This window comes from Mesorhizobium sp. M8A.F.Ca.ET.057.01.1.1 (assembly GCF_003952565.1).
In the GTDB taxonomy this organism is placed as follows: domain Bacteria; phylum Pseudomonadota; class Alphaproteobacteria; order Rhizobiales; family Rhizobiaceae; genus Mesorhizobium.
Genome location: NZ_CP034454.1, coordinates 1135288 through 1157220 on the forward strand (window position 1 = coordinate 1135288; position 21933 = coordinate 1157220).

Annotated in this window: 20 protein-coding genes and 1 pseudogene; 10 read left to right on the top strand and 11 right to left on the bottom strand. The window is 64.1% G+C overall.

From position 1 onward, the window contains the following. Window positions 1-24 precede the first annotated feature (24 nt). Both EJ077_RS04970 and EJ077_RS04975 read right to left on the bottom strand, forming a co-directional pair. Window positions 25-1809, bottom strand: coding sequence for a cation:proton antiporter (locus EJ077_RS04970; RefSeq protein ID WP_208700079.1), 1785 nt, complete (start codon window positions 1807-1809; stop codon window positions 25-27). A gap of 204 nt (window positions 1810-2013) precedes the next feature. Further along, entirely contained in the window at window positions 2014-2463 is a 450-nt protein-coding gene (locus EJ077_RS04975; RefSeq protein ID WP_208700081.1) for a host attachment protein, read from the bottom strand. 381 nt (window positions 2464-2844) lie between these two features. Between EJ077_RS04975 and cysG the strand changes: the two genes are divergently transcribed. The 7 genes and pseudogenes from cysG (at window position 2845) to EJ077_RS05010 (ending at window position 10252) form a co-directional block, all read left to right on the top strand. Continuing rightward, complete coding sequence (gene cysG / locus EJ077_RS04980; protein ID WP_208700083.1) at window positions 2845-4287, top strand: siroheme synthase CysG; 1443 nt, start codon at window positions 2845-2847, stop codon at window positions 4285-4287. Further along, window positions 4284-4577, top strand: a complete 294-nt coding sequence (locus tag EJ077_RS04985) for a DUF2849 domain-containing protein (RefSeq protein ID WP_208700085.1) — start codon at window positions 4284-4286, stop codon at window positions 4575-4577. The genes cysG and EJ077_RS04985 overlap by 4 nt, the downstream gene beginning before the upstream one ends. Before the next feature lie 48 nt (window positions 4578-4625). After that, complete coding sequence (locus tag EJ077_RS04990) at window positions 4626-6296, top strand: nitrite/sulfite reductase (RefSeq protein ID WP_208700087.1); 1671 nt, start codon at window positions 4626-4628, stop codon at window positions 6294-6296. Continuing rightward, window positions 6271-7035 carry a phosphoadenylyl-sulfate reductase gene (locus tag EJ077_RS04995; protein ID WP_208700089.1) on the top strand — a complete coding sequence of 255 codons (765 nt, stop codon included), beginning with the start codon at window positions 6271-6273 and terminating at the stop codon, window positions 7033-7035. The genes EJ077_RS04990 and EJ077_RS04995 overlap by 26 nt, the downstream gene beginning before the upstream one ends. A gap of 170 nt (window positions 7036-7205) precedes the next feature. After that, complete coding sequence (locus EJ077_RS05000; RefSeq protein WP_208700091.1) at window positions 7206-7739, top strand: DUF934 domain-containing protein; 534 nt, start codon at window positions 7206-7208, stop codon at window positions 7737-7739. Window positions 7740-7833: 94 nt separating this feature from the next. Beyond that, window positions 7834-9440: pseudogene (locus EJ077_RS05005) on the top strand (GMC family oxidoreductase). Between the two features lie 191 nt (window positions 9441-9631). Further along, complete coding sequence (locus EJ077_RS05010; protein ID WP_127280673.1) at window positions 9632-10252, top strand: DJ-1/PfpI family protein; 621 nt, start codon at window positions 9632-9634, stop codon at window positions 10250-10252. Window positions 10253-10418: 166 nt separating this feature from the next. On the opposite strand, the gene EJ077_RS05015 is transcribed toward EJ077_RS05010, so the two are convergent. Continuing rightward, window positions 10419-11441, bottom strand: a complete 1023-nt coding sequence (locus EJ077_RS05015; RefSeq protein ID WP_208700093.1) for a fatty acid desaturase — start codon at window positions 11439-11441, stop codon at window positions 10419-10421. Window positions 11442-11532: 91 nt separating this feature from the next. Next, window positions 11533-11730, bottom strand: coding sequence for a hypothetical protein (locus EJ077_RS05020; protein WP_208700095.1), 198 nt, complete (start codon window positions 11728-11730; stop codon window positions 11533-11535). 238 nt (window positions 11731-11968) lie between these two features. Between EJ077_RS05020 and grpE the strand changes: the two genes are divergently transcribed. Together grpE and EJ077_RS05030 are read left to right on the top strand one after the other, a co-directional pair. Then, complete coding sequence (grpE, locus tag EJ077_RS05025) at window positions 11969-12601, top strand: nucleotide exchange factor GrpE (RefSeq protein ID WP_127280462.1); 633 nt, start codon at window positions 11969-11971, stop codon at window positions 12599-12601. A 158-nt stretch (window positions 12602-12759) separates the two neighbouring features. Continuing rightward, a complete protein-coding gene (locus tag EJ077_RS05030) occupies window positions 12760-13392 on the top strand; it encodes a trimeric intracellular cation channel family protein (protein WP_127870002.1) in 633 nt (210 codons plus the stop codon). A 99-nt stretch (window positions 13393-13491) separates the two neighbouring features. Here the strand turns inward: EJ077_RS05030 and EJ077_RS05035 are convergent, their stop codons facing one another. The 7 genes from EJ077_RS05035 to EJ077_RS05065 all read right to left on the bottom strand — a co-directional run bounded on the left by EJ077_RS05035 (window position 13492) and on the right by EJ077_RS05065 (window position 21121). Further along, the gene (locus EJ077_RS05035) at window positions 13492-14367 is read right to left on the bottom strand and encodes a GNAT family N-acetyltransferase (protein WP_245458766.1); all 876 of its coding nucleotides are present in this window, start codon (window positions 14365-14367) and stop codon (window positions 13492-13494) included. 242 nt (window positions 14368-14609) lie between these two features. Continuing rightward, the gene (locus EJ077_RS05040) at window positions 14610-16901 is read right to left on the bottom strand and encodes a PAS domain-containing hybrid sensor histidine kinase/response regulator (protein ID WP_208700099.1); all 2292 of its coding nucleotides are present in this window, start codon (window positions 16899-16901) and stop codon (window positions 14610-14612) included. Window positions 16902-17041: 140 nt separating this feature from the next. Beyond that, a complete protein-coding gene (locus tag EJ077_RS05045; RefSeq protein WP_208700101.1) occupies window positions 17042-18031 on the bottom strand; it encodes an MDR family oxidoreductase in 990 nt (329 codons plus the stop codon). A 55-nt stretch (window positions 18032-18086) separates the two neighbouring features. Continuing rightward, complete coding sequence (gene lspA / locus EJ077_RS05050) at window positions 18087-18584, bottom strand: signal peptidase II (RefSeq protein ID WP_208700103.1); 498 nt, start codon at window positions 18582-18584, stop codon at window positions 18087-18089. 13 nt (window positions 18585-18597) lie between these two features. After that, window positions 18598-19455, bottom strand: coding sequence for a TrmH family RNA methyltransferase (locus EJ077_RS05055; RefSeq protein WP_208700105.1), 858 nt, complete (start codon window positions 19453-19455; stop codon window positions 18598-18600). 1 nt (window position 19456) lies between these two features. Further along, window positions 19457-20548, bottom strand: a complete 1092-nt coding sequence (locus EJ077_RS05060) for a class I SAM-dependent rRNA methyltransferase (RefSeq protein WP_208700107.1) — start codon at window positions 20546-20548, stop codon at window positions 19457-19459. 90 nt (window positions 20549-20638) lie between these two features. Further along, window positions 20639-21121, bottom strand: a complete 483-nt coding sequence (locus EJ077_RS05065; protein ID WP_208700109.1) for a DUF1772 domain-containing protein — start codon at window positions 21119-21121, stop codon at window positions 20639-20641. A gap of 91 nt (window positions 21122-21212) precedes the next feature. Between EJ077_RS05065 and EJ077_RS05070 the strand changes: the two genes are divergently transcribed. Then, the gene (locus tag EJ077_RS05070; RefSeq protein ID WP_208700111.1) at window positions 21213-21902 is read left to right on the top strand and encodes a helix-turn-helix transcriptional regulator; all 690 of its coding nucleotides are present in this window, start codon (window positions 21213-21215) and stop codon (window positions 21900-21902) included. Window positions 21903-21933 lie beyond the last annotated feature (31 nt).

Genomic DNA, 21933 nt, shown 5'->3' on the forward strand with positions numbered 1-21933 from the left:
CAGCGCGCCTGTGGGCACGTCGGTTCAGGCAGCGGACGGTTCAGCGGCCCGCGGCTTGTGGCCAAGCACCTCTTCGACAATGCCGCGCGCGATCTCGCGTTCGCCCATGATCACCGTATCGGCGCCGAGCCCCTTCAGATGCTCGACCTCGGCGTCGGAATGGGCGCGGGCGACGACGTTGATGTTGGGATTGGCGGCGCGCGCCCGCAGCACGATCTGGCCGGCCTCGAAGGCATTGGGAATGGCGAGGATCAGCCGATTTGCGCCCTCCGGATTGGCGGCGGCGAACACTTCGGCATTGGCGGCATTGCCGGCGATGGTTTCGATGCCGTCTGCTTTCAGCTTCGCCAGCGTCTTGTCGGCGTCCTCGATGACGAGGAAAGGCAGTGCCGCTTCCTTCAGCGCGGCACCGACGAGGCCGCCGACCCGGCCATAGCCGATCAGGATGGCATGACCGGCAAGCGCCGTCCTCGGCGGCGGCCCGTCTTCCTTGCTGGATGTTGCGGCGACGGAGGCCACCTGGCCCGGTTCCGTCGCCGGACCAACCGGCTTGGCGTCCACCGGCGGTGCCGTCCTGGCGGCGCGGGCCTCCAGCCAAGGCTTCATCCAGTCGATGACCAGGAACATCAGCGGGTTGAGCACGATCGACAGGATGGCCCCGGCCAGGATCAGATCGCGGCCCTGTTCGGGCAGGAGTTTCAACCCGACGCCGAGTTCGGCCAGGATGAAGGAGAATTCGCCGATCTGGGCAAGGCTGGCCGAAATCATCAAGGCCGTGGCCAGGGGATAGCCGAAGGCAACGACGATGACGAACGCCGCCAGCGACTTGCCGATGACGATGATGGCCAGCGTCGCCAGGATCGGCAAGCCGTTGCTGATCAGGCTGAACGGGTCGAACAGCATGCCGACGGAAACGAAGAACAGCACCGAGAAGGCATCGCGCAGGGGCAGCGATTCTTCCGCCGCGCGGTGGCTGAGCTCGGATTCGCTCATGATCATGCCGGCGAAGAAGGCGCCCAGCGCCAGCGAAACGCCGAACAATTTTGCCGCGCCGAAGGCGACGCCGAGGGCGATGGCGAGCACCGAGAGACGGAACAGTTCGCGCGACCCGGTATGGGCGACGTAGTGCAGGATCCACGGAATGACCCGGCGGCCGACCACCAGCATGACGACGACGAAGGCGGCAACCTTGGCCAGCGTGATGCCGACTACACCCCAGATGCCGTAGCTGGCCGGCAGCGACAGCAGGCCGCTCGAATGGGCATCGGCCTGTTCCTGGCCGCCGAGCACGCCGGCAAGCGCCGGCAGCAGCACCAGCGCCAGCACCATTGCCAAGTCCTCGACGATCAGCCAGCCGACGGCGATGCGGCCGCGCTCGGTCTCGATCAGCCGGCGTTCCTGAAGTGCGCGCAGCAGCACCACGGTCGAGGCGACCGACAGCGCCAAGCCGAACACCAGGCCCGCACCCATCGACCAGCCGAGCATCCAGGACAGCCCGGCGCCGAGTGCGGTGGCAAAGCCGATCTGGACGATGGCGCCGGGCACGGCGATGGCGCGGACCGACAGAAGGTCCTTGAGCGAAAAATGCAGGCCAACGCCGAACATCAGGAGGATGACGCCGATTTCGGCCAATTCGTTGGCAAGCCCGGCGTCGGCGACGAAACCGGGCGTGTTCGGCCCGACCAGCACGCCGGCTACGAGATAGCCGACCAGTGGCGGAATGCGGAAACGATTGGCGAGAGCGCCGAAGACGAAAGCCAGCCCCAGACCGGCGACGATGGTGGCGATAAGGGGCGTGTCATGCGGCATTGTCTATGGAGCGCCTTTCAAGCTAGCGATGTCGGATATGCGCCGCCCGAAGCCGTCGCCTGTCTTGCAATATGGTGGAAGCGGTAACGATGATGCAACCCGCAAGGGTGCGAAAAGCGACGGCGCGGCGACAAAATGCCGGACCGGCGAACGGATGCCGCCGATCTGTTCGAGCCCGCGACGGTATTCGCCTGTTGCCGGCGATCAGGCTGCCTGCAGCAAGGCCTCGATCTCGGAAATGTCGTGGTTGGTCATGGTCTTCGGGATCTCGGCCGTCACCTTGTCACCAACCTCCTTATGCAGCTTCTTGCGCATGGCGCCGAGCACCACCGGTGGGGCGACAAGCACGATGCTGTCGAATTCGCCGTCATGGGCAAGCTTGTAGAGCCGGGCGGCAATCTCCTGGGCGAAGCGTTCCTTGCCGATACGGTGCCAGTCGGTCTCCTCGACCGCGCTGCGGTGCACGGATGGGCCGTCATTGTATCGGCCCGGGCTGTCGCTTCCCTGTTCGCGAGTGGGCGGGTTTTCCTGTTCCATCACCTGCACGACTTCAAGGTTGGGAAACTTGGTGTCGCCGGCGTTCTTAAGCAGGAGCGCCTTTTCACCGTCGGCCACCAGAACCCAAATGCCATGCTTCAATTTGATCGTGTTCATGAAAACGCTCCTTGTTGAGTGGTGGCTATTCCGGGAACGCGTTCTGGCCAGTCAACGTTCCAACTGAAACGGCGGACCGAGAGGTCGCGAAGACGGTCGTCGAACATGAAATCGCTTCTGCACGACTTTAATCTACTAAATTGGTAGAATTTAGAAAAAACTGTTTTGTGGGATAAGTCGCCGGCAGCTAAAAGTGCCTGAAATCAAGGCCTGTTTCGGCGGTCTTGATGTGCTCAGGGTATGGGCGTGGAATATTTTTCTCCGGCTCTTCGCGGTTGCGAAAAAGCGATTGCCTGCCATCACCGGATGCGCGAGTGCTTTGCTTCTGCTTTTTTACGCCTGGGCGTAAAACTGCGAAACTGTTCCCGGATTGCTTTTCTGATGCCGCAAGCCACCACCAAACTCAACGCCTTTCCCGTCTTCATGCGGGTCGAGGGCGAAGCTGTGGCCATTGTCGGCGGCGGCGAGCAGGCGCTGGCCAAGGCGCGGCTGATCGCCCAGTCGAGCGCGGCTCTGTACATCATCGCCGCAAATGCCGAACCGGAGCTGTTGGCCTTCATCGCCGAGACCGGCGCGAACCATGTGGCCGCGGGGTATGACGCCTCGCAGCTTGAAGACGCCGTGATGGTGTTTGCCGCCAGCGGCGACGAGGCGCTCGATCGTCGCGTGGCCGCCGACGCGCGCCGGCTGGGCATTCCGGTCAATGCGGTCGACCGGCCGGACCTCTGCGATTTCTTCACGCCTGCGCTGGTCAACCGCGCACCGGTCGCCATTGCCATCGGCACCGAAGGCGCGGGCCCGGTGCTGGCGCAGATGCTGCGCGGCCGCATCGACCGCATGCTGTCGCCGTCGCTCGGGCCGCTGGCGGCGCTTGCCGCCTCGTTCCGCAATGCCGCCGAGAGATTGCCCAAGGGCAATATACGCCGCCGTTTCTGGAGCGACTTCTTCGGCGGAGCGCCGGCGCGCGCCGTCGAGGCCGGCGAGTTTTCGCAGGCGCGCGAAGCCGCCGCCGATCTGTTGTTTTCCGACGCGCCGGTTCGCGGCCACATCGCCCTGGTGGGCGCCGGTCCCGGCGCCGAGGATCTCCTGACCCTGCGGGCGCATCGTCTCCTGATGGAAGCCGACGTCATCGTCCATGACGCGCTGGTGCCGGAGGCGGTCGTCGCCATGGGACGCCGCGATGCCGAGCGTCTGCCGGTGGGAAAGCGCAAGGGCTGCCACACCAAGAGCCAGACCGAAATCAATGCATTGCTGGTGGAGCTCGGCCGTGCGGGCAAGCGCGTCGTGCGGCTGAAGTCCGGCGACCCGCTGGTGTTCGGCCGCGCCGGCGAGGAGATGGCGGCGCTTCGCGATGCCGGCATCGCCTATGAGGTGGTTCCTGGCGTCACCGCGGCCTTCGCCGCTGCCGCCGATTTCGAGCTGCCGCTGACGCTGCGCGGTGTTTCCTCCTCGATGGTGTTCACCACCGGGCACGATCTCAAGGGCAATTCATTGCCAGACTGGGCCAAGCTCGCCATTTCCGGTGCTACCGTCGCCGTCTATATGGGCCGTTCGGTCGCGGCCGAAGTTGCCGGCCGGCTGATCGAGGCCGGCCTGTCGCCGGACACGGCGGTCGCCGTGGTCGAGAATGCCAGCCTGACCAATCGCCGACGCTTCCACGGCACGCTCGCCGACCTGCCGTCGCTGGAGGCGCGCGCCGATCTGTCGGGCCCGGTCATGACCATTATCGGCGACGCTGTCGCCGGCGCCAATTTCGAGCGGTCCGAGCCGCTCGCGGCACACAGGCATGCGCCCGTAGCGGTCACCGAGGGAGTTCAGCCATGAAGATACTGACCGCCAATCGCCTCGGCGACGGCATCGCCGTCTGGTACGCCGATGGCGGCTGGGCCGAGACGGTGGACCATGCAGACCTTGCCCATGACAAGGCGGCCGAGGATCGGCTGGAGGCAATCGGCGTCAAGGCCTATGCCGACAATGAAGTGGTGGACGTGAATCTGATCGACGCGGAAGTCGTCGACGGCGTCGTCGAGCCGGTGCGGCTGCGCGAGAAGATCCGCGCCGCCGGTCCCACCATTCGTGGCGATCTCGGCAAGCAGGCTATACGGGCGGCGTAAGCCAGACTGAAAGTGAAAGGTGGGCGGACGCGCCCTGAAAGACGAAGCATGTACCGTTACGATGAGTTCGACCACGATTTTGTCCAGGCCCGCGTCGCCGAGTTCAGCGACCAGGTCCAGCGCCGGCTGTCCGGCGAGATCACCGAGGACCAGTTCCGGCCGCTCAGGCTGATGAACGGCGTCTACCTGCAGCTGCACGCCTACATGCTGCGCATCGCCGTGCCCTACGGCACGCTGAACGGCAAGCAGTTGCGCATGCTCGGCCACATCGCCCGCAAATACGACAAGGGCTACGGCCATTTCACCACGCGCCAGAACATCCAGTTCAACTGGCCGGCGCTGTCGGACATTCCGGCGATCCTGGCGGACCTGGCCAGCGTCGAGATGCACGCCATCCAGACCAGCGGCAACTGCATCCGCAATGTCACCGCCGACCATTTTGCCGGCGCCGCCGCCGACGAGGTCGCCGATCCGCGCCCCTATGCGGAAATCCTGCGGCAGTGGTCGTCGGTGCATCCGGAATTCTCGTTCCTGCCGCGCAAATTCAAGATCGCGGTGACGGGAGCCGAGCGCGACCGCGCCGCCATCCAGACGCATGACATCGGCCTGCACCTGAAGAAGAACGCCGCCGGCGAACTTGGCTTCGCCGTTTATGTCGGTGGCGGCCAGGGCCGCACGCCGATGGTGGCGAGGAAGATCCGTGACTTCCTTCCGGAAGCCGATCTTTTGTCCTACTGCACGGCGATCCTGCGCGTTTACAATCTCTATGGGCGCCGCGACAACAAATACAAGGCGCGCATCAAGATCCTGGTCCACGAGACAGGCGCCGAGGAAATCACCCGCCAGGTCGAGGCCGAGTGGCAGGAGTTGAAGGATGCGGAGCTGAAGCTGCCTGAGGCGGACATCCGCGCCATCGAGGCCTATTTCGCGCCGCCGGCGCTGGCCGGGCGCCCGGAAGGCGACGCGGCCGTCAAGGTGGCGCGGCTGGATTCTAAGGGCTTCTCGGACTGGCTCGACCAGAACGTGGTGACGCATCGCCATCCCGACTACGCGGCGGTAACCATCTCGCTCAAGGGTATCGGCGAAGTACCGGGCGATGCGACCGACAGCCAGATGGAAGCGGTCGCCGACATCGCCGAGAAGTACGCCTTCGACGAGTTGCGCGTCAGCCACGAGCAGAACCTGATCCTGCCGCATGTGGCGCGCGCCGACCTGAAGGCCGTCTATGACGCGCTGGTCGACATCGGGCTGGCAACGGCCAATTCCAACCTGATCTCGGACATCATCTCGTGCCCGGGCCTCGATTATTGCGCGCTGGCGACGGCGCGCTCGATCCCGATCGCGCAGGAAATCTCGCAACGCTTCGCCTCACTGGAGCGGCAGCGCGAGATCGGCGAATTGAAGCTCAAGATTTCCGGCTGCATCAATGCCTGCGGCCACCACCATGTCGGCCATATCGGCATCCTCGGTGTCGAGAAGAAAGGCACCGAGCTCTACCAGGTGACACTCGGCGGTTCGGCCGACGAAAACACCTCCGTCGGCGAGATCATCGGCCGCGGCTTCTCGTCGGAAGAGATCACCGACGCCATCGAGACGATCGTCGATACCTATCTCGGCCTTCGACTCAATCCACAGGAAATATTCATCGACGCCTACCGCCGTGTCGGTCCCGGGCCGTTCAAGGAGGCGCTCTATGCTGGCGAAGCCAAGGCCGCTTGAGCGTATTGCCGACGTCGAGGACGGCGCCGCCGCCAAGGCGGCGGGCCTCGATGCGCTCTATGGCCATTTGAAGCCGCTTGAGATCATCGAACGTGCGGCCAGGGAGCTCTTCCACGATGAGATCGCCGCCGTGTCTTCGTTCGGCGCGGATTCGGCGGTGCTGCTGCACATGATCGCGGAGATCGACCGCACGCTACCGGTCATCTTCCTCGATACCGGCAAGCATTTCGAGGAGACGCTCGGCTATCGCGACGCGCTGGTCGCCGATTTCGGGCTGACCAACATCCGGGTGATCAAGCCCGACGAAGCGGCGCTCGAACGGATCGACCCGACCGGCAATCTGCATCAGAGCAACACCGATGCCTGTTGCGACGTGCGCAAGGTCGAGCCGCTGGCACGTGGCGTGGCCCCCTTCCGTGCCTGGTTCACAGGTCGCAAGCGCTTCCAGGCCTCGACACGGGCCGCACTTCCGGTGTTCGAGGCGGTCGGCCCGCGCATCCGCATCAATCCGCTGGCGCACTGGACGACGTCGGACCAGGCCGACTACATGCGTTCGCATGCGCTGCGCGAAAATCCGCTGGTCGCCTATGGTTATCTGTCGATCGGCTGCTTCCCGTGCACGCAGCCGGTGCAGCCGGGCGAGGACGCGCGCAGCGGCCGCTGGGTCGGCCACGCCAAGACCGAGTGCGGCATTCACCTGTCGGGACTGGAAGTGTCGCTGACCGACGCATCACTATAGGGTAGGTTGCAATTCAGGTGAGGCCGGCCTGCAAACGGCAGCTTCCTGCGCTTCCGGGGCTCACGTACTTCAAGTACGCTCCGCTCCGGTTCTCGGAAGCAGCCGTTTTCGAAGCGGCCTGACCTGAATTTCAGCACGCCCTTGAGCTCTTTGAATTTTTAGGAATTTTGATGACTGAACCGACGACACCGGAGACCCGGCTCTGGACCCCTGAAGGGTTTCGCGAGGACGAGTGGAGCCATGCCGAAAGCGCCGACGCGCTGGCAGGCAATGGCCGCTTCATCCTGCCGTTGCAGGCGTTCCTCGATCTCGACCCGGAGGTGCGCCGCTCGGCAAAGGAGCGGCTCGGCGTCGTGCTGCAGCCCGGTGATCAGCTCGAGAAGATCGCCGACCTGCTCGACCAGCTGTCGCTGGTGGCGCTGGCCTTCCCGGCTTTCGGCGACGGCCGGTCTTTCTCCAAGGGCGAACTGCTGCGCAACCGCTATCATTTCACGGGCGCGCTGCGTGCCACCGGGCAGATTCTGGTCGACCCGTTGCCGCATATGCTGCGGCTTGGCTTCGACGAGTTCGAGATCTCGAATCCAGTGCTCTTGAAGCGCCTGGAAGAGGGCCGTACCGGCGGATTGGGGCTTTACTACCAGCCGGCCGCCATAGCGGAGCCCAAGGGTCCGAAATATTCCTGGCGGCGCCTTCGCAACAGCTGACGCAGCGGTAATTGCGCAGCGCTTTACAACAGCTCTGATCGGGCCTTCTCTTGGCTGTCCGGACGGAAACATCCGCCGGTGCCGGGAGGAGATCATGGATTTCGATTATGTCATCGCCGGCGGCGGCTCCGCCGGCTGCACGCTGGCCGCGCGGCTGTCCGAAGACGCATCGAAAACGGTCTGCCTGATCGAAGCCGGCGGCGATGGCAGGAACCTGCTCATCCGCGCGCCGGCAGGCATCATTGCCTTGCTGCCGGGCCGGCCGAAGATCAACAACTGGGCCTTCCAGACGGTGCCGCAGCAGGGGCTCGGCGGTCGCAAGGGCTACCAGCCGCGAGGCAAGGCGCTCGGCGGCTCCAGTGCCATCAACGCCATGCTCTACACGCGCGGGCACCGTGGCGATTATGACGAATGGGCCGACCTCGGCTGCCAGGGCTGGTCGTGGGACGACGTGCTGCCCTATTTCCGGCGCGCCGAAGGCAATCAGCGCGGTGCAGACGCACTACATGGCAGCGAAGGACCGCTGCGGGTCGGCGAACAGCAGGAGCCGCGTGCGCTCTCAAGGGCCTTCGTCGAGGCCTGCGGCGAAAACCACATACGCCGCAACGACGATTTCAATGGACCGGAGCAGGAAGGGGCGGGGCTTTATAGGTGACGCAGTTCTGGGGCGAGCGCCGCAAAGGCGAACGATGCTCGGCGGCGGCGGCATATCTGCATCCGGCCATGAGCCGGCCCAACCTCACCGTCATCACCGGCGCGCATGCCACCGCTATTGTCTTGGACGGCAGGCGCGCCACCGGCCTGCGGTATCGCAAGGGCAACACCGAGGCCGTGGCGAAAGCCGGGCGCGAAGTCATCATCTGCGGCGGCGCCTTCGGTTCGCCGCAACTGCTGTTGTTGTCCGGCATCGGCCCAGCGGTCGAACTTGCCGCACATGGCATTGCCGTCGCGCACGAACTGCCCGGCGTCGGCAAGAACCTGCAGGATCATCTCGATTTCATCATGGGCTGGACATCAAGGGATGCCGATATGATGGGCATCGGCCTGCGCGGTCTGCCTGGCCTGCTGCGGCATATGCTGCGCTGGCGCAGGGATGGCGGCGGCATGATCGCCACGCCCTACGCGGAAGGCGGCGCCTTCCTCAAATCCAACCCGGCGATCGACCGGCCCGACCTGCAACTGCATTTCTGCATCGCCATCGTCGACGATCACGGCCGCAAGCTGCATATGGGTTACGGTTTTTCCTGCCACGTCTGCGTGCTGCGGCCATATTCGCGGGGCGAGGTCGGGCTGTCGAGCGCGGATCCGTTGGCGCCACCGCGCATCGACCCGCGCTTTCTATCGGACGAACGCGACGGCGAGCTTCTGCTGAGGGGTGTCCGAATGATGCGCGGTGTCCTGGAGGCCCCGGCACTGGCCAAATACCGCCACAAGGAAATCTACACGGCCGGCGTGTCGAGCGATGCGGAGCTTATGTCCCATATCCGCGCCCGCGCCGACACGATTTATCACCCGGCCGGCACCTGCAAGATGGGCATCGACGATATGGCGGTGGTTGATCCGGAACTGCGTGTGCACGGCATGCAAGCCTTGCGCGTCGTCGACGCCTCGGTGATGCCGAGGCTGATCGGCGGCAACACCAATGCGCCGACCATCATGATAGCCGAGAAGGCCGCGGACATGATCAAGGCGGTTGCCTGACCGTAGTCTGGTCGAACCAATGGCACCATTTCGGCCTTGTTAACGACTCTATTTGTGGGAGATCGTGCCAGTCTCCGAAAACTGGTCTTACCAATAGGGCGATTTCCGCTTTCCCTTTCACCGTCCTGCCCTTAGGATAAGTCGATTATTTCATCACCCGAAATTAATGGCCACAAAGGGAGGAACCGGGAATGGCTGGCAAGAAAATATTGATGCTCGTTGGCGAGTTCAGCGAGGAATATGAGATTTTCGTCTTTGAGCAGGCCATGCATGCCGTCGGCCACACCGTGCATGTCGTGTGCCCGGATAAGAAGGCTGGCGACGTGCTGAAGACATCGCTGCACGATTTCGAGGGCCACCAGACCTACACCGAAAAGCTCGGCCACGATTACATCCTCAACAAGACGTTTTCCGAAGTGGATCCGGGCCAGTACGATGCCGTCTACGCGGCGGGCGGGCGCGGGCCCGAATACATCCGCATCGACAAGCGCGTACAGGCGCTGGTGCGGCACTTCCATGAGACCGGCAAGCCGATCTTCACCATCTGCCACGGCGTGCAGATCCTGATCGCGGTCGACGGCGTGGTGCGGGGCAGGGAGGTGGCGGCGCTTCACTATTGCGAGCCGGAAGTGACGCTGGCCGGCGGCATCTATATCGACGTCGCGCCGAACGGAGCCCATGTCGACGGCAATCTCGTATCTGCCAAGGGCTGGCCGGGCCTGTCCAATTTCATCCGCGAATGCCTGAAGGTGCTGGGTACGGAGATCCGCCACGGCGAGATCCTGATGCGCGACGAGCGGCAGGCGGCCTGAGGCTCTGAGAACCGGCTGTTCGTCTATGCTTTCAACTCAGGTCGGAAAGCTCGGCGCTGCTTCCTCATCCGGCTCTTGGGCATTGTTCGAAAAGCCAGACAATTGGCTTTTCGTCCATTGCGCGGACCACGCTTCACCTCTCCGTTGATGGAGAGCAAGGCAAGCGCTACAGCGCCGCGTGTGCCTCTCGGAACGATATCAGCTTGCTGCGGCTTTCGTCCCACAAGGCCAGTTTGACGCAGCGCAGGCTGTCGAGCAGCGTGACGCGGCCGATACCGCGCAGTTCCGGATAATCACGCAGCACTTCCTGCAACCGGTAGCCGGGCACCTTGGCGGAGAGGTGGTGGACGTGGTGGACGCCGATATTGCCGGTGAACCAGTTCAGCACCGGCGGCAGGTCGTAGTAGGACGAGCCGTGCAGGGCGGCGTGCTGGAACTGCCATTCCTCGTCCTTCGCCCATTCGGTCTCCTCGAACTGATGCTGGACGTAGAACAACCAGATGCCGGCCGAACCGGCGAGAATGACGATCGGCAGATGGACGATCAGGAACGCGCCGGGACCGACGGCCCAGATAAGCAATGCCGCCGCAAGCGCAATGGCGAGATTGGTGGTCATCGACGACACCCAAGGCGTCAGGCCGCCGCGCATCATGCCGATGGGCAGCCTTTGTGAGAAGATGAACAGCCAGATCGGCCCGAGCCCGAACATCACCAGCGGATGACGATAGAGGCGATAGGCCAGGCGGCCGCGCCAGGACAGGCGCCGGTACTCGGCGACGGTCAACGTCCTGATGTCACCCATGCCGCGCTCATCGAGATTGCCGGCGCTGGCATGATGCACGGCGTGGGCACGCCGCCAGCAATCGTAGGGCGTCAGCGTCAGGACACCGAGCGCACGGCCGATCCAGTCGTCGGCAATGCGATTGGCGAAGAACGAGCCATGGCCGCAATCGTGCTGGATCATGAAGATCCGCACCAGGAACCCGGCCGCGGGCAGGATGAGGATCAGCCCCCACCAATGGCCGTAGGCATAGGTGGCGGAAGACAGAGCCCACAGCGTGGCGAAAGGAATGAGGGTAATGGCGAGTTCGAGTGCGCTGCGCCGCCTGTCGGGCTTCTTGTAGCGTGCCAGAATCTTGAGCCAGGCGCGCTTGCTACTGGCCGCCATTTCGGGGGAAATCATGTTCATCAGGAAGCATAGGCAGGGTGCGCCGCCGCCGCAAGCCGGCCATCACGTAAAGTTACTGTGCGTAATTGTCGCGTAAGGCCGGACGAGGAGCCTACTGCCGCCGCCAGGCGTCGCCGTCCTCGACCCGGTCAAGGCGGTCGAGCAATTGCCTGAATCGATCGGGGATGTCGGTCTCGGTGCGGAAGGTTGGCAAGGTGCGCAGAAAGCGCGCCATCGTCTCGGCACCGAGCTGGCGCCGAACTTCCGCGGCGAGCCTTTCGCTTTTTTCAAGCTTGTTGCGGGTCATCATCTTAAAAATCCTGTGTCGGGTCCGAAACTCCTCCAACGACGGAATGGTTCCCGCATCCCGTCCTTGTGGCAAGCAAAGCCGGCAAGTACGGTAAAATTTGAATTAAAATCGAAGTACCGCCTTGGCGCATTCCAGGTCCGGTCAAAGCTCCTTAGGGTCGCTTTCCCCTTGATTTTTGGCCTGCGAACCTCGATATCGGGCACAAAATCCACACCATTCAAGATGACGGGAAACGGCGATGAGCGACCAGGCAAAAGACGAACGCGCGCCCAGTGAAGCCGAGGCGGCCGAGGCCAATGCCGAGCGCACGGAAGGCAGCATCGATGGCGACTATGAAGCGCTTGTACGACTGCTGAAGGAAAACGAAGAACTGAAGGACCGCGCGCTGCGTGTCGCGGCCGAGATGGAGAACCTGCGCCGCCGCACCGCGCGCGACGTGCATGACGCGCGAACCTATGCGGTGGCGAATTTCGCTCGTGACATGCTGTCGGTGTCGGACAATCTGCGCCGCGCGCTGGATGCCATTCCCGCCGAGGCCAAGGCGTCGGGGGACGCCGGCTTCAAGGCACTGATCGAAGGCGTCGACCTGACCGAGCGCGCCATGCTGTCGGCGCTGGAACGGCACGGGGTCAAGAAACTCGCGCCGGAAGGCGAGAAGTTCGATCCCAATTTCCACCAGGCGATGTTCGAAGTGCCCAATCCCGACGTGCCGGCCAACACCGTGGTCCAGGTCGTGCAGCCGGGCTATTCGATCGGCGAGCGGGTGCTGCGCCCGGCCATGGTCGGCGTCGCCAAGGGCGGCCCGAAAATTGCCGCCGACGCGCCGGTCGAGCCAGGGCCGGTCAATGAGCAGGCGGAGAAGGATGCGTGATTAGGGAATAGGGAATAAGTGAGTAGGGGGCAGGGCAGGAAAACACGAAGCCGTATGAATCATGCGGCTTCGTGCTAAACATACTCCCATACTCCCATACTCCCATACTCCCATACTCCCATACTCCCATACTCCCATACTCCCTAACCGCCTAACTCATGAACCCCATCGCCCTTCTCGACTATGCCGGCGTTGCCGTCTTCGCGGCGACGGGGGCGTTGGCGGCGTCGCGCAAACAACTCGATATCATCGGCTTCCTGTTCCTGGCCAGCGTCACCGGTATCGGCGGCGGCACGCTCCGCGACGTCATCCTCAATCTGCCGGTTTTCTGGGTCGCCAACTCCAGCTACGTGCTGATCTGCGCGGCGGTCGCGGTGCTGGTGTTCTTTGGTGCGCACCGTGTCGAATCCCGCTGGAAATGGCTGCTCTGGCTCGACGCCATCGGGCTGGCCGCTTTTTCGGTGATGGGCGCAGCCAAGGGTCTGGCCATTACCGGTTCGCCGGTCGTCTCCGTCATCACCGGCGTGCTCACCGCCACGTCAGGCGGTATCCTGCGTGATCTGCTGGCCGGGGAGCCTTCGGTGCTGCTGAGGCCGGAAATCTACGTTACGGCCGCTCTCGCAGGCGCTGCAATCTTCACGGCTGGCGACGTCACAGGATTGCCGCCGATCGTTTCAGAACTCGCCGGCTTCGCCGCGGCGTTCGCGGTGCGCGGCGGTGCACTCCGTTTCGGCTGGACGTTTCCAGCCTACAAAAGCCGGCCCGGCCGGCGGCCGGAAGACATTCCATGAAGAGAGGGGATAGGGAATAGCCAGTAGTCACCGAAGCATGAATCGTAGCGTCTTCACTACTGCCTACTGCCTACTGCCTACTGCCTACTGCCTACTCGCTCACGCCGCGAAGCGCTGCGCTTCGCTGCCATAATAGTTGACGTAGCGGGCGCCGATCTCCTTGACCGGCATCACCACAAAAATGTCGACGGTCGAGAATTCGCGGTCGATGACGCAACCATCGCCGATGCGGGCGCCGACCCGCAGATAGCCCTTGACCAGGGGTGGCATCGCCGCGATCGCCGCCTTGGTGTTGACCGCCTCGATCGGCATCAGGTCCATGGAGCAATAGCGCCCGGACACAGCGCGCACGTCCCAGGCCGAGTTGGTGCGGCAGTGATGGGCGAGATAGGTGAGCGCCTCGGCGTGCGCGGCCGGCACGGTGCCGTGGAAGGAGGCACAGCCGGTCATCACCCCGATCTCGTAATGATTGATATAAGCCCAGATGCCTTGCCACAGCGCCTCGATGGTGCGCTTCGAACGGTATTCCGGCAAGACGCAGGAGCGGCCGAGTTCCAGGAAACGCTGGCCGGGATGACGAGCGATGAGCTTGGTCAGCTCGAATTCGCCTTCGGAATAGAAGCCTCCGGCGGTTGCCGCGATTTCTTGCCGCAGCAAGCGATAGGTGCCGACGATGCGGCGGTGCTCAGGGCCGGAAAGCGAGGTATCGAGGACGAGCAGATGGTCGCAGAGCGGGTCGAAGCGGTCGGCGTCGCGGCGATCCTGCGCCTGGAACAGATCTTTCCTGGCGCCAAGCTCGTCATAAAATACACGGTAGCGCACTTCCTGCGCGGCCGCGATCTCGGCCTCGTTGCGGGCGAGCCGCACTTCGAGATTGCCGATACGGCCGAGCGCTGCGCCTTTTATGACGGAATCGACATTACGTCCGGCGAGCAAGGCGCTGCTGGCGTTCGGCCGAGTGTCACATTCCGGCATAACTGTATGCACGAGTGATTCTCCTTCGAGCCATCCCTCTTGGCACGGGGATACGGTGTAGGTGCAACAGGATTGTGACAGTACCGTGATACGGCGTCGCGGGCAATACTTCGTCGGCTGGCGAAAACGGTCAACCGGCTATGTTGCGTCACAAGACCCTGCGCGCGTTGGGTTCGCGGGCGCCCGAAACCGGGCTGCTTTTTTTGGCGGACTTCGTCAGCCATGCACCGGAAAAAGGCTGCTCAAGCGGCGACCTGGCCTTCGACGGCACTGACCAGCGCGTCGGGGTCGAGCGGCTTGGTGACGAAGCCGCTGGCGCCGTGGGCGAGCACCGCATGGCGGGTCTTTTCCTGGCTGTCGGCCGACAGCACCATGATCGGCACCGGCGGTACGGAGGCTTCCTCCTCGTGGCGGCGGATCGCGGCAATGGCGTCCAATCCGTCCATGACAGGCATATGCAGATCCATCAGCACCACGTCGAAGCGCTGCTTGTGGCCGGCGCCGGTGACCGCCTCGACGGCAGCCTTGCCGTTGCCGACCACCTTGACGCGATGCCCGGCCTTCAACAGCGTTGCGCGGGCCAGCATGGCATTGATGTCGTTGTCCTCGGCGATCAGCACGGACAGGCCCTGTTGGCGTTCGCCTGAGGCACGAAGCGCCGGTGCGCGGCGTTTTTCCGGCCGCGGCGGGGCGAGGACCGGCGTCTGGCTGCTCAAAAGGACACGCAAAAGTGTTCCTCCGCGCACCGGCCGGGCAAGGAATGTCGCGTAGCCGCTGGCACGAAACTCGCCAAGCATGCCGCGGTCGGTGGGTGCGATCAGCGTGACGGCTTCGCAATCGGTAAACCCATGCTGGCGAAGCCGCTTGAGCAGCTTCCCGTCACTCTCTTCCAGGGCCGCGTCGACCAGAAGCACGTCACAGCCGTCGGCAAAGGATGCTGCCTGCGCCACGGTGGTGGCGATGCCGGCCGCGCCGCCATTGGCGCGGATGGTGCGGGCGATGGCGTCGGCCTCGACGGTGTTCTTGGACAGGATCACGGCGCGTCGGCCGGCAAGTGCGTTCAGCCGGCCTTGCGGCGGCTCGGTGGCCGATATGGCCGGAATCTCGAAAACGAATTCCGATCCCTGGCCAAGCCGGCTGGATACCGAAATCGTGCCGCCCATGGCGGTGACCAGGCGCTTGGAGATGGCAAGCCCCAGTCCGGCACCGCCATGCGTGCGCGTCGAGGTACCGTCGGCCTGCTCGAACTCCTCGAAGATGCGCTCCATGTCCTCGTCGCGCAGGCCGGGACCGGTATCGGCGATGGTGAAGCAGATGCGATCGCTGGTCTCGGTGCGGGCGCGCGCGACGCTGACCAGTACGCCGCCGCTGTCGGTGAACTTGATGGCGTTGCCGATGAGGTTGAGCAGCACCTGCCTGACCCGGCCCGGATCGGCGGTGATCAATTGCGGCACATCCGGTTCGACATGGCAGCCGAGGCCGATATTCTTGGCGAAGGCGCGCGCGGCCATCAATTCGATGATGTTGTCGGCGATCTCGCGCACGGACATGGGCTGCGGTTCGGGATCGAAGCGTCCGGCCTCGATCTTGGAATAGTCGAGCAGGTCCTCGATCAGGGCAAGCAAGGCGCTGGCCGAGGTCGAGATGGCGCCGACATAGGTCTGCTGCTCTGGCGACAGGCTGGTGTCGGCGAGCAGTCTGGCCATGCCCATGATGCCGTTCATCGGCGTGCGGATCTCATGGCTGACGGTGGCTAGGAAACGCGACTTGGCCTGGCTTGCGAACTCCGCCCGCTCGCGCGCCGTGATCATGGACGATTCGGCGCGCTTGCGTGCGGTGATGTCGCGGGCAATGGCGCGATGCGAGACGGCGTCGCTGTCCTTGTCGCGCACAGACAGCTCGATCCAGGAGAACCAGCGCGGCCCGGTGGGCGTGCGGATGGCGACGTCGGTGGAACTCAGGCACTCATGGTCGGAGAAAGCGGCATCGGGAACGATGCCGACCTCGATGCCGAGTTCGGCCAGCGTCTTGCCGGCAAGGTCGCGCTGATCGGTTTCGACAAGGTCGGCGAACACCTTGTTGGCATAGACGATGTAACCGTCGCGGTCGCGATGGATGACGAGGTCGCCGAGCGCGTCGATGAGACCGCGAAAGCGCTCCTCGCTTTCCTGCATCTCCCACATGCGGTCGGCCAGCGTCTCGATCTCGGCGCGGTTGCGGGCGGTGGTTTCGTCGAGCAGGACCGTACTTCGGCGTACGCTGCGCCTGGCGTGCAGGTGCATGGCCAGGCCGGCAAGGCCGGTTGCCAGCAACGCAAGGCTGATGAAGGCCGGCGCTCCGGTCAGGTAGGAGAGGCCGGCCAGCACCATGACAACAAAGGTCAGGATCGGCAGGCCTTCGCGCTTGGCCGGTTGCTGATCGGGCACCAGCGGTGGCGCGGCGATAAACCGCCGCGCCATTGCCGGCGCTTGCGCCGGTGCCGCAACGATGTCGTCGCCAGGGTCGGCCCGTTGGCTGTCGGATTCCGCGATCATGCGAAATCCTTTGCAGATAGACATTATGGAAAATTGCGGGGGATCGTTCGAATTTTAGCGGATCGGGGGTTTTTGTCCGGCGAAGACCGATTTGCCGGCCGATATGGCAACTCCGTCCGGCCTGCGATCCCTCAGTCCGGTCACATGTCGACGACGACGCGGCCGCGGATCTTGCCATCGACGATGTCGTGTGCCGCACCGATGATGCCGTCGAAGCCGATGGTCGTGGACAGGCTGGCGAGCTTGTCCACATCGAGATCGGAGCCGATGCGCCGCCAGGCTTCGAGGCGCACGGCCTTCGGCGCCATCACTGAATCGATGCCGAGCAGCGAGACGCCGCGCAGGATGAAGGGGGCGACGCTCGATGGCAGATCCATGCCACCGGCGAGACCGCAGGCCGCGACCGCCCCGCCATAGGAGGTCATCGACAGCACGTTGGCCAACGTGTGGCTGCCGACCGAATCGATACCACCGGCCCAGCGCTCCTTGGCCAGCGGCTTGGCGGGCTGGTTGAGCTCGTCGCGCGATATCACTTCGGCGGCGCCAAGGTTGATCAGATAAGGGCTTTCGGCATTGCGGCCGGTCGAGGCGACGACATGGTAGCCGAGGCTGGACAGGATGGAGACCGCGACCGAACCGACGCCGCCAGCAGCGCCCGTCACCACGACAGGGCCGCGATCGGGCAGGATGCCGTGCCGCTCCAGTGCCATGACGCAGAGCATGGCCGTGTAGCCGGCGGTGCCGACCGCCATGGCATCGTGCGCGCTCATGCCTTCCGGCAACGGCACCAGCCAATCGCCCTTCACCCGGGCGCGCGCCGCATAAGCGCCGAAATGGGTTTCGCCAACGCCCCAGCCGTTCAGGATGACCTTGTCACCCTTGCGCCAGTCGGGATTGGAAGAGGAGATGACAGTGCCGGCAAGGTCGATGCCCGGCACCAGCGGCCATCGGCGGATCACCGGCGCCTTGCCCGATATGGCCAGTCCATCCTTGTAGTTCACCGTCGTCGCCTCGACCGCGATGGTGACGTCGCCCTCCATCAGATCGGCGTCGGTGAGATCAGTCACGGCGACCGACTGTTTTTTCTCGGCGTCGCGCGAAACGAGGATGGCTTTGAAGGTTTCGGTCATCTTTCTCTCCGCGAACTTGCTTGGCGTCTGACTGTGCGGCGACGGCCGCGCGGGGTCAATCTTTGGAAGGCTTGGCGTTCGAAGGCTTGGGTTCACGCCGCCAGCCGATGAGTTCGTCGAACACGACCAGCGCCGCGCCCACGGAAATGAAGGTGTCCGCAAGGTTGAAGACTGCGAAGGACCAGACCGGCGTGTGGAACAGGATGTAATCGATGACATGGCCGTAGACGGCACGGTCGATCAGATTGCCCAGCGCGCCGCCGATGATCAGGGAAAAGCCGATGCGGGCGATGACATGGCCCGATGGCGTGCGCGTGGCGAGGTAAAGCACGAAAGCGACGACCAGCACGGCGATGACCACGAGGCCGGTATCGCCGAAGGAGGAGAACATCGAGAAGGCGATGCCGGTGTTGTAGGTGCGAAACAGCGCCAGGAAGGGCAGGAGGTCAAGCTTCTCCTGGAAGGGCAGGCCGGCCTCGACCAGTGTCTTTATCCATTGGTCGAGCGCGATGGCCACGATGACGAGCAGCGCGTAGGGAGACCATGATTTCACGATTGGACAACCTTCATTGCTGGTCCGGGATTGGTTCGAGTTTCAGCGCGCCGCGCCTGATCTCGAACAGCATGATGCCGGTGGCGACCGCGAGATTGAGGGAATCGGCACGGCCTACCTGCGGGATCCTGAGCAGTCTGTCGCAGCTCGCCGCCAGGCTTTCGGGCAGTCCCTGCTGCTCGTTGCCCATCATCAGCAGCACCGGCCCGCGGGAAAAATCAACCGAGCGGTAGTCGACCGCGCCTTTCAGATGGGTGCCGGCGACGAGACCTGAAAAGCCGCCGCGCCAGGTGAGGAATACCTCGGTCGTTGCCTTCGCCACTGGCACGGCGAAAATGGAACCCATGGTGGCGCGCACCGTCTCCACCGAAAACGGATCGGTGGTGTCGCCGACCAGGATGACGCCCTTGGCGCCGACGGCATCGACGGTGCGGATGACGGTGCCGAGATTGCCGGGATCGCGCACCCGGTCGAGTGCGACCCAGACATCGCCATTGTCGGCACGGATGTCCTTGAGGGCCAGGAATTTCTGCGAGAAGACGCCGACCACCATTTGCGGATTGTCGCGGCGGGTGATGGCGACAAGCACTTTTTCCGATACTTCGAGCACGGTGCCGCCGGCGGCAACCGTGCGCGCCGCGACCTTTTCCACGGCGGCGTTGCCGCGTCCGGCCTTGGCGAAAACAAGCGTCCTGATCTGCCAGCCCAGGTCGAGCGCATCGATGACCAGCTTCAGCCCTTCGGCCATGAAGGCGTTCTGCTGGTCGCGGAATTTCTTCAAGGCGAGTGCCTTGATGTCCTTGACCAGCGGATTGGCAAGACTGGTGACTTCCTTCACCTGGCCGGGTGCGCCGGCGTGCCGTTCGTTCATGTCAGGCCACCCAGCGCGAAAACAGTGAAGTCGAAAGCGCCCGGCCGGCGGACTTTTCACGGATGATCAACTCACCCGATTCAACCTTGCCGCCCATGCCGGCGAAGGTGTCGCGCATCAGAGCGTGGATGGCGAAGAAGGAGGCACGGATCGAATAGGCGGTCAGCACCACGGCGAGCGGTTTTGGGGTCAGGATCGAGCGACAGAGGTCCGTCAGATCAGGCAGGTCCTCGAACAATTGCCAGACCTCGCCTTTGGGGCCGCGGCCATAGGCCGGCGGATCGAACAGGATGATGTCGTAGCGGCTGCCGCGACGTTCCTCGCGCTCGGCGAACTTCACCGCGTCATCGACGATCCAGCGGATCGGCTTGGCGCCAAGGCCGGCCATCTCCTGGTTTTCGCGCGCCCAGCCGATCGCCTTCTTGGAGGCGTCGACATGGGTGACCTCGGCGCCCGCGCGCGCCGCCACCAGCGAGGCAAGGCCGGTATAACCGAACAGGTTGAGCACCTTGACCGGCCGCCTGGCCGCCGCGATCAGGCCCGCCATATGGTCCCAGTGCGAGGCCTGCTCGGGAAAGACGCCGACATGGCGAAACGAGGTAAAACGGCCGACGTAGTCGATGCCGTCATGCTTCATCGGCCAGGTTTCGCCGAGCGGCGTCTTGGGGAAGCGCCAGCGGCCGATGCCTTCCTCGTCGGTGTCGCCGGTGAAGATGGCGTCGGCGCGCCCCCAGTCCCTTGCCGGCAGAGCCTTCTGCCAGATCGCCTGGCCCTCGGGCCGCACGATGCGATAGGGGCCGTATTGTTCGAGTTTTTGTCCCGCGCCGCTGTCGAGCAACGCATAATCGGCGTTGGGAGCGACTTCCAGGATTACCGGGAGTTGCTCGGCGGGCAGGGCGCCGTCGCGGCGAGCGATGATGCGCGCCGCCGGCTTCGGCTCGGTCCGATCCTCGGCCCTGGCGGCCTGCTGCTCACGCGGCCGGGAATCAGGCCGCACGGCCGCGCGGTTCTCTGGCGTGCGCGATTGCGCGGCCCCACTCTTCGCCGGCTGGCGCGAGCGATCGTCGCGGCGTTTGTCGCGGAAGGATTTCAAGAAGCATCGTCTCCGGCGGTCTGGCCCGCTTCTGCCACAGCTACGCCCATTGGCGCAACAAACGCGCGCGACATTGCCTTGCCGGAAAGCTCAGCGCCTGATCGTAAGCAGGGCCAGGATCAGTGAGACGAAGCCTGCGGCCTTGAAGGCCGTGACAACCATATGGCCGGTCTCCCAACGCAGGCGGATGGCTTCGAAATCATCGGGAATCGGGCCTGGCACCCAGGTGGCAAGGACATCGTTGGCCGGCTTGACGAGTACGATCCAGAATATCAGCGACAGTGCATAGAGCAGGGCGGCGGAAAATGCGAACCAGAATGCCCGGCGATCCTCATGGATCAGCCATGCCAATAATGCCGGACAGGCGATCGCCGCGATATCCAGCGGTGCGCCGATGACGGCAAAGAGCAGGAACTGACCGTTGAAAACCGTGGTCTCGCGCCAGAGGACCGGCGGCCAATGCGAAAGCCGCGGCAGCGATTCCAGGACATGGGCGAAGGACGGTCCGAGGCTGAGCGCGCCGACCAGGGCGGTCAAGGCGGACCAGAACAGCAGGAAACCATATATCTGCATGGTGACTGAACGCTTCCGGGCCACGGCTGTTCCCCAGCTTGTGGTCGCCTGCGCTCCGGCCCTATCGTTGGCCCTTTCCGGATTGCCGCCAATGTCCCGTTCCGAACGCCTGCTTGACCTCATTCAGTCGCTGCGCCGGCACCGCCGGCCGGTGAGCGGGCAAGCATTGGCCGATGAACTCGGGATTTCGATCCGCACGCTCTACCGCGACATCGTAACGTTGCAGGGGCAAGGCGCACCGATCGAGGGCGAGGCGGGACTTGGCTATGTGCTCAAGCCCGGCTTCATGCTGCCGCCGCTGATGTTCAGCGATGAGGAGATCGAAGCCATCGTGCTTGGTTCGCGCTGGGTCGCCAAGCAGCCGGACCAGCGTCTTTCGGCTGCTGCCGCCAATGCGCTGGCCAAGATCGCGGCCGTGCTGCCGGACGATTTGCGTGAGGATCTCGATGCCTCGACGCTGCTGGTCGGGCCGCCGGCGGAGGTCATCGAGGGCATTGATCTCGGCCTTGTGCGGCAGGCCATCCGCAACGAACGCAAGCTCGCTTTCCACTACCGCGACGCTGGCGGCGCCTCCTCGCAACGTGTCGTCTGGCCGTTTGCGCTTGGCTTCTTCGACAAGGTGCGGGTCGTGGTGGCGTGGTGCGAGACGCGGCAGGATTTCCGGCATTTTCGCACGGACCGCATCGCGGAGCTGAAGCCGATCGACACACGCTATCCACGTCGGCGCCAGGCGATGCTCAAGGAATGGCGGGCGACGTTCGACAGGCCTCGCGGCTCTTAGTGGCTACTGCCAGAATCTGACAGTAGCCTGT

What these genes read in the sequence shown, in the direction of transcription:
- EJ077_RS04970 (WP_208700079.1), bottom strand. Translation starts at nt 1,809, where the DNA reads ATGCCGCATGACACGCCCCTTATCGCCACCATCGTCGCCGGTCTGGGG.
- EJ077_RS04975 (WP_208700081.1), bottom strand. Translation starts at nt 2,463, where the DNA reads ATGAACACGATCAAATTGAAGCATGGCATTTGGGTTCTGGTGGCCGAC.
- cysG (WP_208700083.1), top strand. Translation starts at nt 2,845, where the DNA reads ATGCCGCAAGCCACCACCAAACTCAACGCCTTTCCCGTCTTCATGCGG.
- EJ077_RS04985 (WP_208700085.1), top strand. Translation starts at nt 4,284, where the DNA reads ATGAAGATACTGACCGCCAATCGCCTCGGCGACGGCATCGCCGTCTGG.
- EJ077_RS04990 (WP_208700087.1), top strand. Translation starts at nt 4,626, where the DNA reads ATGTACCGTTACGATGAGTTCGACCACGATTTTGTCCAGGCCCGCGTC.
- EJ077_RS04995 (WP_208700089.1), top strand. Translation starts at nt 6,271, where the DNA reads ATGCTGGCGAAGCCAAGGCCGCTTGAGCGTATTGCCGACGTCGAGGAC.
- EJ077_RS05000 (WP_208700091.1), top strand. Translation starts at nt 7,206, where the DNA reads ATGACTGAACCGACGACACCGGAGACCCGGCTCTGGACCCCTGAAGGG.
- EJ077_RS05010 (WP_127280673.1), top strand. Translation starts at nt 9,632, where the DNA reads ATGGCTGGCAAGAAAATATTGATGCTCGTTGGCGAGTTCAGCGAGGAA.
- EJ077_RS05015 (WP_208700093.1), bottom strand. Translation starts at nt 11,441, where the DNA reads ATGAACATGATTTCCCCCGAAATGGCGGCCAGTAGCAAGCGCGCCTGG.
- EJ077_RS05020 (WP_208700095.1), bottom strand. Translation starts at nt 11,730, where the DNA reads ATGATGACCCGCAACAAGCTTGAAAAAAGCGAAAGGCTCGCCGCGGAA.
- grpE (WP_127280462.1), top strand. Translation starts at nt 11,969, where the DNA reads ATGAGCGACCAGGCAAAAGACGAACGCGCGCCCAGTGAAGCCGAGGCG.
- EJ077_RS05030 (WP_127870002.1), top strand. Translation starts at nt 12,760, where the DNA reads ATGAACCCCATCGCCCTTCTCGACTATGCCGGCGTTGCCGTCTTCGCG.
- EJ077_RS05035 (WP_245458766.1), bottom strand. Translation starts at nt 14,367, where the DNA reads ATGCCGGAATGTGACACTCGGCCGAACGCCAGCAGCGCCTTGCTCGCC.
- EJ077_RS05040 (WP_208700099.1), bottom strand. Translation starts at nt 16,901, where the DNA reads ATGATCGCGGAATCCGACAGCCAACGGGCCGACCCTGGCGACGACATC.
- EJ077_RS05045 (WP_208700101.1), bottom strand. Translation starts at nt 18,031, where the DNA reads ATGACCGAAACCTTCAAAGCCATCCTCGTTTCGCGCGACGCCGAGAAA.
- EJ077_RS05055 (WP_208700105.1), bottom strand. Translation starts at nt 19,455, where the DNA reads ATGAACGAACGGCACGCCGGCGCACCCGGCCAGGTGAAGGAAGTCACC.
- EJ077_RS05065 (WP_208700109.1), bottom strand. Translation starts at nt 21,121, where the DNA reads ATGCAGATATATGGTTTCCTGCTGTTCTGGTCCGCCTTGACCGCCCTG.
- EJ077_RS05070 (WP_208700111.1), top strand. Translation starts at nt 21,213, where the DNA reads ATGTCCCGTTCCGAACGCCTGCTTGACCTCATTCAGTCGCTGCGCCGG.